Source organism: Colwellia sp. 20A7 (genome assembly GCF_009832865.1).
In the GTDB taxonomy this organism is placed as follows: domain Bacteria; phylum Pseudomonadota; class Gammaproteobacteria; order Enterobacterales; family Alteromonadaceae; genus Colwellia.
The window spans coordinates 423,412-437,145 of the sequence record NZ_CP047130.1 but is presented as its reverse complement, the minus strand read 5'-3'; the positions used below and the strand labels follow the sequence as shown (position 1 = coordinate 437,145).

Below are 13,734 nucleotides of genomic sequence, written 5' to 3'. Positions count from 1 at the left end.
CCTATTGTGTTTACAAGCTTATATTTACAATACGTTCGACTAAATCACTAAAGCCTATACCATGCACTTTCGCTGCTTTAGGTACTAACGAAGTCTCTGTCATACCTGGTACTGTATTTACTTCTAATATTTGCCAGTTTCCTGTACTGTCTTTCATTAAATCAACACGCCCCCAACCACTAGCCCCTGTTGATTTAAATGCTTGTAATGATAAAGCTTTTATTTTTTCTTCTTCGTCTTCAGGTAACCCACATGGACAATGATATTGCGTGCTGTTAGATTGATATTTAGCTTCGTAATCATAGAACTCTCTTGGTGTTTCCATATGAATTGCAGGTAACGCTTCATCACCTAAAATCGCCACGGTATACTCAGGCCCATCAATCCACGCTTCTAACAATACGTCACCGTCAAAACTAAAGGCTTCGATTAATGCGCTATGTAATTTTTCTGGCGAATCAGCCATAGCCATCCCAATACTTGAGCCTTCATGAGCGGGTTTTACCATAACTTTCCCACCTAAGTCTTCAAGCTGTTGCTCAACATCAAGTGATGTAAAGTCTGACTTAGTAACAACGGCAAAAGGTGCTGTTGGTATGTTGTACGCTTTAAATATTTGTTTACTGCGAACTTTATCCATTGATAAAGCAGACCCTAAAACATTCGATCCTGTATAAGCGATACCTAAGTACTCTAATGCTCCTTGTAAGCAGCCATCTTCTCCGCCTCGACCGTGTAAAGCGATAAATACTCGCTTAATATTCTGCGTGACTAACTCTGTTAACAAGGTATATTTGGTATCAATTAATACCACATTAAAACCCGCTTTTTTTAACCCTTGAGCAACAGCTTCTCCTGATTTAAGAGAAACTTCTCGTTCTGCCGAATTACCGCCATAGAGTACAGCAATGACATCTTTTTTGATCGATTCTTTCACGGCTACAGTATTCATTTACTTTGTCTCTTCTTTCACTAACAAAGGGTTATTTGATAAGTCTCTTGCAACTGTGCCAATACTACCTGCACCCTGAGTGATTACCATGTCGTCATCTTTTAACTGCGCTAGTAATAACTCAGGAAGCATGTCAACATCACTTACATAAACCGGTTCAATTTGGCCACGTTGACGAATAGAGCGTGCTAAACTTTTACTGTCTGCTGTGGCGACAGGAGTTTCGCCGGCAGCATAAACATCAAGTAAAAATAAACAGTCGACTTCTGATAAAACTTCAACGAAGTCCTCGTATAAATCACGTGTTCTTGAGTAACGATGTGGCTGAAAAATCATGACTAAACGTTTATGTGGCCAACCTGTTCTCATTGCTAATATGGTTGCTTTAACTTCGCTTGGATGATGGCCATAATCATCAACAAGCACCATATTTCCTGCTGGTGTTGTTAAGTTTGCCAGTTGTTCAAAACGACGTCCTATGCCGGCAAACTCTGTTAGCGCCTTACAAATAGATTCATCATCAATACCTTCATCTTTCGCAACAGCAACACCTGCAAGTGCATTTAATACATTATGCTGACCAGGTAAATTAACACTCATATCAAGCGGAGGTTGACCATCTATCTCAACCGTAAAGTAACTAACGCTACCGTCTTGTTGATAATTTGCGGCACGAATATCTGCATCTTCAGAAAAACCATAAGTGATAACTTGACGACTAATGCGTGGCAATAACTCACGCACAACAGGGTTATCAATACAAACTACTGCTAGGCCATAAAATGGTAAGTTATGTAAAAATTCAATGTAGGTATCTTTTAATTTTTCAAAATCACCTTGATAGGTTTCCATATGATCAGCATCAATATTAGTAATCACTGAAACCATAGGTTGTAAGTGTAAAAATGACGCATCACTTTCATCGGCTTCAGCAACTAAGTATCGGCTACTACCTAAACGAGCATTAGTACCTGCACTATTAAGCAAGCCACCAATAACAAACGTAGGATCTAACTGCCCTTGAGCAAAAATACTGGCAATTAAGCTTGTTGTAGTAGTTTTCCCATGCGTACCAGCAATAGCAATACCATGTCGAAAACGCATAAGCTCAGCGAGCATTTCTGCGCGGCGAACAACCGGAATACGTAGCGCTTTAGCAGCAAGTAACTCAGGGTTGTTCTGATCTATTGCAGTTGAAACAACAATCACACTTGCCTCTTCAACATTTTTACTTGCATGGCCAATAGTAATAGTTGCCCCAAGTCCAAGTAAACGTTTTACTACTTGATTTTCGCCAATATCAGAGCCTGATATTTGATACCCTTCATTTAATAGTACTTCAGCAATACCGCCCATACCTGCACCGCCAATGCCAACAAAGTGGATACGTTTAACTCGGCGCATTTCGGGTACATTCATCTTATTCTTACTCATTACTTTTGGGCTCATATAATTACTCATATTCTGTTCTAAGCAGCTGCGAGTTGTTGACAAATACTCGCAACTTTATTCGTTGCATCGGCATCCGCAGCTGCAAAGGCTGATTCTGCCATTTGCTTTAAAATTTGCGGATCACTAAATAGCTCATTCAATTGTTTAGTTAACGACTCATGTGTTAATTCATTTTGCTTAATCAAAATTCCTGCATCACGAGACACTAAGTATTGAGCGTTTTTGGTTTGATGATCATCAACAGCATGAGGTAATGGCACAAGAATCGCAGGCTTTGCAGCCATCGCTAGTTCAGATACGGTTAAGGCTCCCGCTCGGCAGATCACAATATCTGCCCATTGGTAAGCGCTAGCAATATCATCAATAAACTCAGTTACCTTTACCTTGCCATCAGTTAAATACTGCTGACTGTAGCTCTTAATAACCTTGTCTTGTTTTCCTTTACCTGTTTGATGCCAGATATTAAAAGGCAATAATGCCTCATTGTGAATATCATCTTTCACATTGTTTTTATCGCTATTTTCGTCACGATTATTAACTAATTTTTCAAAACTTATTGGTACAATTTCATTTAATACTTGGGCACCTAAACTGCCACCGACAACTAAGATATTATGACTAGTTTTAGTTATTTTCTCATTTTCAATTTTACTGGTGTTCTTGCCAATACTTGCTCTTAATGGATTACCAACGACTTGTGCAGCAATACCTTTTTTAAAAGCGTTAGGAAAAGCACAGCAAATTTTGGTAGCAATTCGTGCTAATAAGCGATTTGTTAATCCAGCTGCTGCATTTTGCTCATGTACCACTAACGGCTTATTCATTAACCACGCAGCTAAACCACCTGGAGCGCTAGCATACCCCCCCATACCTAAAACGACATCAGGCTTTACTTTTCTAATTACACGTAAGGCCTGTAATAAAGAGTTAATTAATTTAAATGGTAGCTTCAACCAAGCAACAGCATTTTTATTGCGTAAACCACTAATAGTAATAAATGAAATTTCAAATCCACTCGCAGGTACTATTTGCGCTTCCATACGATCAGGAGTTCCTAACCAATGAATATTCCAGCCTTCACTTTTTAATTTTTCGGCAACTGCAAGTCCAGGAAATATATGCCCACCTGTTCCGCCTGCCATCACTAACAAGGTAGGTGTTTGCTTAACACTAGAAGACACGTTAGCTTTCATCATTGCCTCCTAGGTTTTTAGTTTTTCTTTTTGATGACGTCGCTTGAATACTCTGCATTCTCAGCTCATGATCGATACGAATTAAAATAACAACAGCAAGGGTCATGATAATCATCGAGCTACCACCATAGCTAATCAACGGCATCGTTAATCCTTTAGTAGGAACTATACCGGCACTCGCACCAACATTTACCGCGGCCTGAAAGCAGATCCAAATACCAATTGCATAGGCAAAAAATGCTTCAAAAAATTTCTCTTTAACTAAAGCTTTCTTACCTAAAATAAGCGCTTTACATACTAGTGTCATACTAAGGAGTAAAATAACGGTAACGCCGAAAAAGCCAAACTCTTCTGCTAAAACAGCCATAACAAAGTCGGTATGAGCTTCAGGTAAATATTCTAATTTTTGAATACTATTGCCTAAGCCTTGTCCAAAAATTTCACCTCGTCCATAAGCCATTAATGATTGCGTTAATTGATAACCGCTACCAAAAGGATCTTGCCAAGGATCTAAGAAACTTGTAATACGACGCCAGCGATAAGGTTCAAATATCGCTAATAATGATAATAACAATAATCCAACTGAAGCTAAGCTAACGAACTGCCAAAGCTTTGCGCCAGCTAAAAATAACAAGCCAAAAGTAGTGACAAACATAACAATAATGGTGCCTAAGTCAGGTTGTCTTAATATTAAGCCTGCCAATACTCCAAAAACAACCAATGGCTTAGCAAAGCCTTTCCAGTCTTCCATTACTTGATCGCGACGACGGACTAAATAGGCGGCTAAATAGCAAAAGAAAAAAAGTTTAGCCGGCTCTGCCGCTTGTAGTGTTATAGGGCCTAGTGCAATCCAGCGTGTTGAACCATTAACAGAGCGACCAACCAGCAACACGGCAACTAACAGCACAATGCCAAGCATCAATAAATAACTACTATTTTTTTGCCACCACGCCATCGGTATTTGTAAGGCAACACCTGCAATACCTAAGCTCAGTACAATATAAATACTATGACGAATTACAAAATGAAAAGGATTATTAAATAATCGCTCTGCTACTAGCATTGATGAACTTGCTACCATGATTAAGCCGATCATGTACATCAAGAGTGCTATAACAACAAAACTGCGGTCAAAAACCATACCTTGCTGTGGCGTAGACTCACTATTAAAAACGTTAATAACACTCTTACTAATGCTAGCAGTAACATCCGACAGCATAGGAAATCTAGCTGTTTGCTCAGTATTCTCTATGTTTATTGAGGAGTCTTTCATAAGCTCTCCTCTGTCAGTAGCGTAACAGCTGCCATGAACTGCTCACCACGATCAACAAAACTCTTAAACATATCTAAACTTGCACAAGCAGGCGAAAGTAAGACAACATCGCCAGCTTGGGCGTGTGCTTTAGCGACTTGTACCGCTTCATGCAAACTTTTAACTTTACTGACGTTGGCTTGATTAACAACTATGTTAGCAATACTATCGCCATCTTTGCCTAAGGTAATAACTTGGCTAACATATTGTGAAAAAGGTGCAGATAAAGGTGTGAAATCAGCACCTTTACCATCGCCACCAGCAATAAGAATCAAGCGCGGCTTCGTATTACCTTCTGAAGTCAACGTTTGTGCTAAACCATTAATAGCCGCAAGTGTAGCGCCAATATTTGTCGCTTTAGAGTCATTTATCCACGTGATCCTGTCTTGAGTCTTAATGCGTTGGCATCGATGTGCTAAACCAGTAAAACCAGCTAAATTATCAACGAGCTTAGTCAATGACCAACCTGCACAGTAACCAAAGGCTAACGCGGTTAAATAATTGAGTGCATTATGCATTCCAGCTAAAGGAAGTTCTTCTAATGCAATCAAATTTTGCGTGCCAAAAGCTAAGTAGGCTTTGTTGTTTTCAACAGTAACCCCAAACTCATTTTCAGCCGGATCATCACTACCAATTGAAATTGTTGCTTGTGATGGATTAGGTGTATTCGTTGCTGCATCATCACGATTAATAATCGCTACCTTGCCCTGATGATAGATGCTTTGCTTAATTTTTATGTAATTTTCCATTGTTTGATGTCGATCGAGGTGATCATCACTAACGTTTAAAACACTCGTGGCAATGGCTTGCATACTGGTAAGCGTTTCCAGTTGGAAACTTGATAGCTCTAAAATTAAAAATTCAGGTAAATCGTTGTTTGTTGAAGTATGAGTATTCACTATTTCATCAGTAAATATATCTAATACTGGCTGACCAATATTTCCACCAAGTTGCGCCTTAACCCCCAAACACTTAGCTAAATAGGCCAGTAGAGAAACTACGGTTGATTTACCGTTAGAGCCGGTTAATGCCAAAATATCAATAGGTTTAATGCGTTCTTGATTGAGTTGACAAAATAACTCAACATCACCCATTACTTGGCAATGAGTATTGATGTGTAATTTAATTTCATCCAGTTCACTATTAATGCCTGGACTGATTAAAATAATATCTGCCTTGGCAATTAATTCCTGATGCCACTTTCCTAAATGTAAACTGGCAGTAGGAAAGTCTTTCGAGAATTCTTGCTCGTTATAGTTTGACGTAAAAGGATTTACACGTGAGTCATTAACAGCAAAACACAAATCTAGCGCACTAAGGTAGCGAGCACAGGATAACCCTGTGATGCCAGCACCCAGTACTAATATTTGTTTATGTTTTAAATCTGATAACGATGTCATTTTCTATCTCTGTTTATGTTTATGTTTATGTTTATGTTTAAATATATTTAGTTTTTTATCACACGTTAGTTATCTTAATTTTAGGGTAGCTAAACCAACCAACACTAAAATAAATGAAATAATCCAGAAGCGTACAATAACTCTAGGCTCTGGCCATCCTTTCAGTTCGTAATGATGGTGAATAGGCGCCATACGAAATATTCGCTGTCCGCGCATTTTATATGAACCGACCTGTAAGATTACAGAGACAGTTTCCATAACAAACACACCACCCATAATGAATAATACTAATTCTTGTCTAACTAATACGGCGATTACCCCTAACGCAGCACCGAGTGCTAAAGAACCAACGTCTCCCATAAATACTTGTGCTGGATAGGTGTTAAACCATAAAAATCCTAGTCCTGCACCGACAATAGCGGTACAAACGATAACGAGCTCAGAGGTCATCGCTATATAAGGAATATTCAAATAACCAGCAAAATTTACGTTACCCGTAACGTAAGCGAAAAAAGCAAAAGCCCCCGCAACCATAATGGTGGGTACTATCGCTAACCCATCTAATCCATCAGTCAAATTAACGGCATTACTGGTTCCGACAATAACGAAATAGGTCATTACAATATAAAAGATGCCTAATTGAGGCATGACATCTTTAATGAAGGGGATCAGTAAAAAGGTTTGGTCCGGGTGGGATATTTGATATAAAAATATTGCTGTTATTAACCCTGCAACGGTCTGCCAAAAATACTTCCACTTGGCAATTAACCCATTAGAATCTTTACGAACAACTTTACGATAATCATCAACAAAACCAATGATGCCAAAGCTTACGACCACAAACAAAACAACCCAAACATAAATGTTGCTCAGGTTTGCCCACAATAAAATACTCACCACAATAGCAGCGAGAATCAGTATTCCCCCCATTGTTGGCGTGCCGGATTTTGATAGGTGACTTTCAGGGCCATCATCACGAACAGTTTGACCTATTTGCATTTTTTGCAAATAGCGGATCAATTTTGGACCAAAATATAAGGAAATAAATAACGCAGTTAACGTGCTAATAATGGCACGAAATGTTAAATATGAAAAAACATGAAACACACTATAATACTGAGTTAAATATTCCGCTAACCAATGTAACATTAAGCATTATCCTTTTTGTGTGAGCTAAGTGTACTTTCATTTAAAACCTGATCTTGTTGTTGTTGCTTTGCATGCCAGTTAAGAATATCTTCAACAACATTTTCCATATGGGCACTGCGTGAGCCTTTGACTAATACTTTGTTTTTTTGTCCTGTATTATTTTCATTTACTAATAGATTCGCTAAATAGGCTTTAAGCGTATCTTTATTCTCAAAATGTTCACTTATGGCATTATTATTTAAAGCAAAAGCTTCTTTCGTATTTTGACTTAAGGTACCGAGTGTTAGTAAAGCATCAATACCTAGATCTTTAGCGTATGTGCCAATTTCTTGATGATATAGGCTGGCATCACTGCCTAACTCACCCATATCACCTAACACCAAAATTCTTTTTCCTGAATAACTTGCAAGTAAAGCCACCGCTGCCTTAATCGAATCAACATTGGCATTATATGTGTCATCAATCAGTCTGATTTCGTTACTAACTTTTGTTTCTGCTAAATGATGGACATTTAAACGCCCTTTCACTGGGGCCATGTCAGCCAAACCAAGTTGAATATCTTTTAATGTTGCACCGCATTCAATAGCGACTGCAGCAGCGGCTACGGCATTACACACATTATGTTTACCAGGAATAGGTAACTTAATAACACATTGTCCAAGGGAACTTTGTAAAGCAAAACTTGCACAACCATTTTCGTCTAATGATACATTTTCGCTATAACAATCTGCATTAGAGCTTGTTTTGGCATCACTAGCTTGGGCACATGAGAAAGTGCGCACTTGTTTGTCAGTTAAACGCCATAGCCATTTATCAGCGTATTGAGTATCGTGGTTATATAACGCAACACCGTTACTAGGTAAACCTGAAAAAATCTCACCTTTAGCACGAGCAACACCACACAAATCACCAAAACCTTCTAAGTGGGCAGCAGCAATGTTGTTAATCATAGCGACATCAGGCTTGACTAATTCTGTGGTATAGGCGATTTCACCTATGTGATTAGCACCCATTTCAATAACAGCAAACGCATGTTTATCTTCTAAACGCAGTAAAGTCAGTGGTACACCAATATCATTGTTGAAATTGCCATTCGTTGCTAAAACATTACCTAAACGAGATAAAATGGCCGCAATCATTTCTTTTACTGTCGTTTTACCACTACTGCCTGTTATGCCAATAGTTTTTGGTGCCACTTGTTGCTTAACATAAGCACCAATTTTTCCAAGGGCGATACGTGTATCATCAACAATAATTTGAGCTACTTTATTGCTATCAATATTCTCAATCTTGTGATCTACCACTACAACTTGGCAGCCATCGTCAATGACTTGCTGTGCAAAAAGGTGACCATCGAAATTTGGTCCTTTGAGTGCTAAAAATGCGCTCTGCTTTTCGGCAGTCTGCTGTAATTTAAATTCTCGAGAATCGGTCACAACATTATTAATTTCAAACGTTTTCATCGAATCATCGCAAACTAAATCGCCATTCATTGCAGTTGAAAATGTAGATAATGCTATGCTGATCATTGTAATTCACCGACGAAAGAAGAGTCTGTTAGGTGATAGTTTTCAAAAAAGGTTTTCACAATGTCGCGTTCGTTATAATCAATTTTTTCGTACCCTAAAATAATGTAATCTTCATGACCTTTACCCGCTAATAGCACTACATCATTTGCCTGTGCTTTTGCTAATGTTGTTAACACCGCTTTTTTTCTATCAACAATTACCTGTACTTTGCACTGTTCATTAAGTCCCGCAAGTACATCTTCAATAATGTCCATTGGTTGTTCAGTACGCGGGTTATCATTAGTAACAACTAACTGGTCAGCATATGTTTGCGCGGCTTTCGCCATTAGTGGTCGCTTACCTTTATCTCGATCACCACCACAGCCGAAAACAACGAATAAATTGCCCTCACAATGCTGTCGACATGCTAATAAAGCTTTCTCTAATGCATCCGGCGTATGTGCATAATCAACCACAGCAGTAGGTGATGGAGTATAAGTAGATGAAAAAGCCTCCATCCTTCCAGAGATAGGTTGCAATACTTTAACTTGTGCTGCTATAGCAGTTAACGACACGCCTTCAATTAACATCACAGCAATCACGGCGAGTAAATTGTCAATATTGAAGTCACCTAGTAACGGGCTATGTATGTCAATATCGCCAAGGTGTGTACACAAAGTAAAATCGACACCTTGATGATGGTGTTTAATATTTTGACAAGTCACAAACTTTGCGTGTTGACGTATATTTTCACTGCGTCCATATAGCCAAGTACTATAAAATGATAAGTTTTCACTCGAAGGCCAATTAGCTAGCCAATGCTGCGCTTGCTTATCATCTCCATTTAATACTGCAATTTGTTTTCCGTTTGGGGTAAATAGCTGTCTTTTAGCAGCGGCGTAATCAGCCATAGTGCCATGATAATCTAAATGGTCACGGCTTAAATTGGTAAAAATAGCTATATCAAAGGTACTTCCGGTTACTCTGCCTTGTTCAAGCGCATGAGAGGAAACTTCCATAGCAATATGGGTAATGCGCTCATCATTTAGCTTTTTTTGGCCGATTTCATTGTGACTAAAACGGAAAAATAATTGCATTAAATCTGTAGCACTAGGTGTGGTGTTATCTAGTATTTCTAAATTATCAACCATGCCGGCGCCATTTGTACCTATAACAGCACAAGATTTGTGACTATTGGTTAGCGCTTGCCCTAACAGTTGACTAATACTAGTTTTACCATTCGTACCGGTAATACCAATCATAGTCATATTTTTTTCAGGTGACTGATAGTAAGCACTAGCTAAGGCAAAGAGCTTTTTATTTAGCTGATAAAAGCTAATAATCGCTACTTGCTCATTGGTTTTTTCATTAAAATAACTATTACCGTGTTCTTCTTCAGTTTCACATTCCGATAAAACTAGCTTGGCACCACGTTCAATAGCTTGATCAATATATTGACGACCGTCTTGAGCATAACCAATAATGGCGCAAAAAATATCACCACGACTTATCATGCGGCTATCATTTGTTAAATGACCCTGTTCATCGTCAAAATTTAACTGTGAAGGTAAAACAATATAAAAGTCTTGTAATACTTGTTTGATAAAAGCAGTTGAAGGCTTATTGGTTGATAAATTAGACATCATTAGCCTCCCTATACAAAATATTTGGCTTAGCTTCTGCTGCTATAGCACCATGCCTTAACGCTAATTTGTCATCTGCATCTGGGGCAACATTTAAAATGCGTAATGCACCTTGCATTACACGTGAAAATACAGGTGCAGCTACTTCACCACCGTGATATAAATCACCACCTGGATCATTAATCACCACAACAACAACTATTTGTGGATTACTAATCGGAGCAACGCCCGCAAATAATCCAACATAATCATTACCATACCCACCAGCAACCGCTTTAAATGAAGTACCTGTTTTGCCACCGACACGATACCCCTCAACTTTTGCTTTCTGTACATGCTTATTAACGACCTTTTCAAGCATCTTAGTCACGGCTAATGAGTTTTTTTCAGAAAAAACACGTTCACCTTTTGACGGATTATCTCTTTTAACAAGTGATAACTCTCGCTTGATACCGCCATTGGCTAATGTTGCATAAAATCGAGCTAATTGTAATGGTGTGATTGCCAAGCCATAACCCCAAGATAGTGTTGCCAATTCAAACTTCGACCAACGTTGTCTATCGTGCATCATACCTGAGCTTTCACCCACTAAATCTGTACCTGTACTATCGGCAAACCCGGCATCAAAAAACTTATCTAATAAGAAATTTTTAGGCACAGAAAGAGCTAACTTAGTCGTGCCCATATTTGATGAAGTAACTAAAATATCTTCAACCGAAAGCTTTCCTCTATTAATAGGATCATTGACACGCCTGCCACCTAAACGCATCCACCCAGGGCTAGTATCTATAATAGTTTCACTATCTGCAGAGCCAAACTCTAATGCGGTTAACACTGTTAATGGCTTCATGGTAGAGCCAGGCTCATATACATCGGTTATTGCACGATTTCTAAAGCGATGAATTGCCGTATTACTACGATTATTTGGGTTATATGAAGGGCTATTGGTCAGCGCTAGTATTTCCCCCGTATGAATATCAATAACAACTACGGAGCCTGAAGTCGCCTTAAATGCCTGTACTGCACCCTTTAATTCTTTATAAGCTATCGCTTGAATGCGTTGATCAATAGTTAATTTCACATTTTGGGCTGCTTGTGATTTTTCTACTGACAGTATTTCAATTTTTCGTCCTGAAGCATCTTTTCTAAAGCGTTTATTGCCACCTTTACCCGTTAAAATTTCATCATATACACGCTCGATACCTTCAATACCTTTATCATCAATATTAGTAAAGCCGACTATATGCGCGCTAATTTCACCTGTAGGATAAAAACGTTTAGATTCTTTACGTAAATAAATACCTGGTATTTTCAATTCACGAATATATTTAGCCATTGCAGGAGAGATTTTTCGCTCTAAATAAACAAAACGTTTACTGGGACTACCAACAACACGTGAAGTAAGTTGCTTAACATCTTGTCCTAAAACATCGGCAAGGGCTTGCCAATGCTCCTTCATTGACAAAGCATTCTTATCCATAATGATTTTAGGATCAGCCCAAACCGTTTCTACCGGTACACTAATCGCTAACTTATCACCATTTCTATCAACAATGCTGCCTCGTTGTACCGTATTAGCAGCAACACGCATAGAGCGCATATCACCCTGCTTTTTTAACATGTCGGGTTCAATGACTTGAATATAAGCACTACGCGCTAATAACCCGCTATAAATCAAGACAACAATGCCTATCACAACGTAATAACGCCATGCGGTTGTTGTAGGTTGACTACTGCGATTATTTGCTTTTTTATTCATTTCACTAACGTGCTTAATGGTTATTTTCTTTCGGACTAAAGCCCAACCGACAAAAGGATTACTTTAAGGTGACTATTATTTCTGAATCGGCATCAGCTCGCTTCATATTCAACATTTTATTTGCTCTACTCTCAATAGCGCTATGCTCTGCTAAACTATTTTGCTCTAGTAATAAATTACGCCATTCAATATCTAATTCATCTCTTTGCGTATATAACTGCTCTAATTCACTCGTTGTATGCCTATTCATATGTGTGTAATAAACAACTGAAAATGCCGACACTACAACTAATAACAATAAAATATAACTGATAAAGTGTTCTACAATATCTTGCCAAATATCTAATGCTAGTATTTGGCCTGATGTCGTTTTTTTTAGCCCCAACTTTTCATTTGCCAAAATTAATCAACTATATGGGCTAAACGTTTAGCAATACGTAATACTGAACTACGTGAACGAACATTTTCTTCAACTTCAGTTTTACTCGGTTTTAACTTACGACCAATCAACTCAAGTTTTTTACCTTTATTTAATTCTTCTTCTTTAATTGGCATACCTCGAGGCACTTTCTTACCTTGAGAATGTTTTTTCATAAATTGTTTTACTAGTCGATCTTCTAACGAGTGAAAACTTATCACGACTAAACGACCATCTTCAGCCAAAACGGATAAAGAAGCTGCTAATGCTTTTTCTATTTGCTCAAGCTCACTATTAATATACATTCGAATAGCTTGAAAGCTACGTGTAGCCGGATGCTTTTTAATTTCTCTTTGCGGAGCTGTGGTTTTAATCAATTTTGCTAATTCACTGGTACGTGTAAAAGGTGTTTCTTCACGTGCATCAACAATCGCATTCGCAATACGCCATGCGTGTTTTTCTTCACCAAACGTTCTGAGTACCCATGTGATATCTTCTACATCCGCGACTGCTAACCATTCTGCTGCTGTTTGCCCACGAGAAGTATCCATACGCATATCTAATGGACCATCTTTCATAAAACTGAAACCTCGTTCGGCCTCATCAAGTTGCGGAGAAGAAACACCTAAATCCAATAAGATTCCATCAACCTTACCTGTTAATTCAAGCTGTTCAGCTATTTCAGCTAAATTAGCAAAACCTTGATGCTCTATATGAAAACGTGCATCGTCGCTAAACTTTTCTGCTGCAGCAATAGCACTGGGATCACGATCAATCGCAATCAATCTACCTTGGGTAGATAATTTAGATAAAATCAAAGACGAATGGCCGCCACGACCAAAGGTACAGTCGATATAGCAACCATTAGGATCAATGTCTAAACCATCAATCGCTTCTGTTAATAAAACAGAAATATGTGCTTTATCTAATTCCATGTTGTTTTTTATA

Annotated in this window: 11 protein-coding genes; all 11 read right to left on the bottom strand. The window is 38.4% G+C overall.

Annotated elements, in window-relative coordinates:
• Window positions 1-10 precede the first annotated feature (10 nt).
• Window positions 11-952, bottom strand: a complete 942-nt coding sequence (locus GQS55_RS01845) for a D-alanine--D-alanine ligase (protein ID WP_159817408.1) — start codon at window positions 950-952, stop codon at window positions 11-13.
• Complete coding sequence (murC, locus tag GQS55_RS01840; protein ID WP_159822479.1) at window positions 953-2,401, bottom strand: UDP-N-acetylmuramate--L-alanine ligase; 1,449 nt, start codon at window positions 2,399-2,401, stop codon at window positions 953-955.
• Between the two features lie 20 nt (window positions 2,402-2,421).
• Window positions 2,422-3,597, bottom strand: coding sequence for an undecaprenyldiphospho-muramoylpentapeptide beta-N-acetylglucosaminyltransferase (gene murG / locus GQS55_RS01835; RefSeq protein WP_159817406.1), 1,176 nt, complete (start codon window positions 3,595-3,597; stop codon window positions 2,422-2,424).
• The gene (gene ftsW, locus GQS55_RS01830; protein ID WP_201294619.1) at window positions 3,587-4,816 is read right to left on the bottom strand and encodes a cell division protein FtsW; all 1,230 of its coding nucleotides are present in this window, start codon (window positions 4,814-4,816) and stop codon (window positions 3,587-3,589) included. Before ftsW ends, murG begins: the two co-directional genes overlap by 11 nt.
• A gap of 50 nt (window positions 4,817-4,866) precedes the next feature.
• The gene (gene murD / locus GQS55_RS01825; protein WP_159817402.1) at window positions 4,867-6,309 is read right to left on the bottom strand and encodes a UDP-N-acetylmuramoyl-L-alanine--D-glutamate ligase; all 1,443 of its coding nucleotides are present in this window, start codon (window positions 6,307-6,309) and stop codon (window positions 4,867-4,869) included.
• 69 nt (window positions 6,310-6,378) lie between these two features.
• Window positions 6,379-7,458 (bottom strand): phospho-N-acetylmuramoyl-pentapeptide-transferase, encoded by a 1,080-nt coding sequence (gene mraY, locus GQS55_RS01820; RefSeq protein WP_159817400.1) that lies wholly within the window; start codon window positions 7,456-7,458, stop codon window positions 6,379-6,381.
• Complete coding sequence (locus GQS55_RS01815; protein WP_159817398.1) at window positions 7,458-8,987, bottom strand: UDP-N-acetylmuramoyl-tripeptide--D-alanyl-D-alanine ligase; 1,530 nt, start codon at window positions 8,985-8,987, stop codon at window positions 7,458-7,460. The genes mraY and GQS55_RS01815 overlap by 1 nt, the downstream gene beginning before the upstream one ends.
• Window positions 8,984-10,612 carry a UDP-N-acetylmuramoyl-L-alanyl-D-glutamate--2,6-diaminopimelate ligase gene (locus GQS55_RS01810; RefSeq protein ID WP_236559732.1) on the bottom strand — a complete coding sequence of 543 codons (1,629 nt, stop codon included), beginning with the start codon at window positions 10,610-10,612 and terminating at the stop codon, window positions 8,984-8,986. The genes GQS55_RS01815 and GQS55_RS01810 overlap by 4 nt, the downstream gene beginning before the upstream one ends.
• Complete coding sequence (locus GQS55_RS01805; RefSeq protein WP_201294550.1) at window positions 10,602-12,368, bottom strand: peptidoglycan D,D-transpeptidase FtsI family protein; 1,767 nt, start codon at window positions 12,366-12,368, stop codon at window positions 10,602-10,604. Before GQS55_RS01805 ends, GQS55_RS01810 begins: the two co-directional genes overlap by 11 nt.
• A 58-nt stretch (window positions 12,369-12,426) precedes the next feature.
• Window positions 12,427-12,768, bottom strand: coding sequence for a cell division protein FtsL (gene ftsL, locus GQS55_RS01800; protein WP_236559731.1), 342 nt, complete (start codon window positions 12,766-12,768; stop codon window positions 12,427-12,429).
• A gap of 2 nt (window positions 12,769-12,770) precedes the next feature.
• Window positions 12,771-13,721 carry a 16S rRNA (cytosine(1402)-N(4))-methyltransferase RsmH gene (gene rsmH, locus GQS55_RS01795; RefSeq protein ID WP_159817396.1) on the bottom strand — a complete coding sequence of 317 codons (951 nt, stop codon included), beginning with the start codon at window positions 13,719-13,721 and terminating at the stop codon, window positions 12,771-12,773.
• Between the last annotated feature and the right edge of the window lie 13 nt (window positions 13,722-13,734).